The sequence below is a fragment of the Acinetobacter sp. YH16053 genome (genome assembly GCF_013417035.1).
GTDB lineage: Bacteria > Pseudomonadota > Gammaproteobacteria > Pseudomonadales > Moraxellaceae > Acinetobacter > Acinetobacter towneri.
This window is the reverse complement of record NZ_VPEP01000169.1, coordinates 1-1,001: the sequence shown is the minus strand read 5'-3', so window position 1 is coordinate 1,001 and position 1,001 is coordinate 1. Positions and strand designations below refer to the sequence as shown.

Annotated in this window: 2 protein-coding genes; one reads left to right on the top strand and one right to left on the bottom strand. The window is 36.1% G+C overall.

The window, feature by feature from the left end; translation table 11 throughout:
• A partial coding sequence (locus FTV43_RS15875; protein WP_179995878.1) for a spore coat U domain-containing protein occupies positions 1–553 on the top strand: 553 nt, incomplete at its 5' end.
• Here FTV43_RS15875 and FTV43_RS15870 read toward each other — a convergent pair.
• On the bottom strand, positions 550–1,001 hold a 452-nt coding region (locus FTV43_RS15870; RefSeq protein ID WP_179995877.1), incomplete at its 5' end, for a spore coat U domain-containing protein. The two genes, FTV43_RS15875 and FTV43_RS15870, sit on opposite strands and share 4 nt — an antisense overlap.

Sequence of the window (1,001 nt, the reverse complement as noted above, 5' to 3'; positions counted from 1 at the left end):
GATCCCAGTTTATGGTCTTTTTTATCCAGGACAGATAGGGGCTGCTGGTAATTACAGATCCTCTACTTTATCACTTGAAATCCTTTATGATTTTGAAAGAAATGAGAACTATCCTAACGGCTATAACGCTAGTAATTTAAGATATTCGGATACGGCCAATATGAGTGTTTTTGCAGAATATGAGAATGTTTGTGCATTACTCTCAACAACAGATTTGGATTTTGGTCAAATTGATAATTTGAACAGAGACTTACATACAAGTGGTCAAATTTCTCTGCAATGCCCTTCACGCACTACTTGGCGAGTAGGATTAAATAATGGCAAATATGCTCTGAATAATCAGAGAAGAATGTTTAATGGCAAGGATTATATAAATTATGATTTATACTTAAACAGTAACTTAACTCAAAAATGGGATAGTTCTAATAACAGGTCGCAAGGTGTAGGAACAAATGGGCAGCAATCAATCTCTGTTTACGGACATGTCCCCCAACAGCCTCTCAAAAGTGCAGGAAACTATAGTGATACTGTGACGGTCACTTTAACGTATTAATATGTAATCGTAGCAACCACAATATCATTATATACACCCGCAGGAACATTCGTGGCGCCTTCATTAATTTTTGCCCAGATTTTGAAGTTCTGATCCGTACCAGTTCCCGTACTTGCAAAATTTTCTTGAGAAGAGCTTCCCCAAACAGTTTTAAATCCAGCATCCTGATAGAGCTGATACGGAACCTGGATAGAATTGTCTTGTGTATTCTTTAAAGTCTTATCGCTGTTTAAAGCAATCGAGTATGGAGTATTTTGACTACAACTAACATTCAAACTTCCTGAGCTAGTTACATGATTTGTTGATCGTTGAATAGATCCAAAATCAATAGATTGAGTCTGAGTACTCTGGATCTCACAATGTTCTGTTACGGTAAGTTGGACAACAAATTCAGATGAATTTTCATTTTTTTGGGTATAAGCAATTGTAGAAAATAAGATAATGAAAC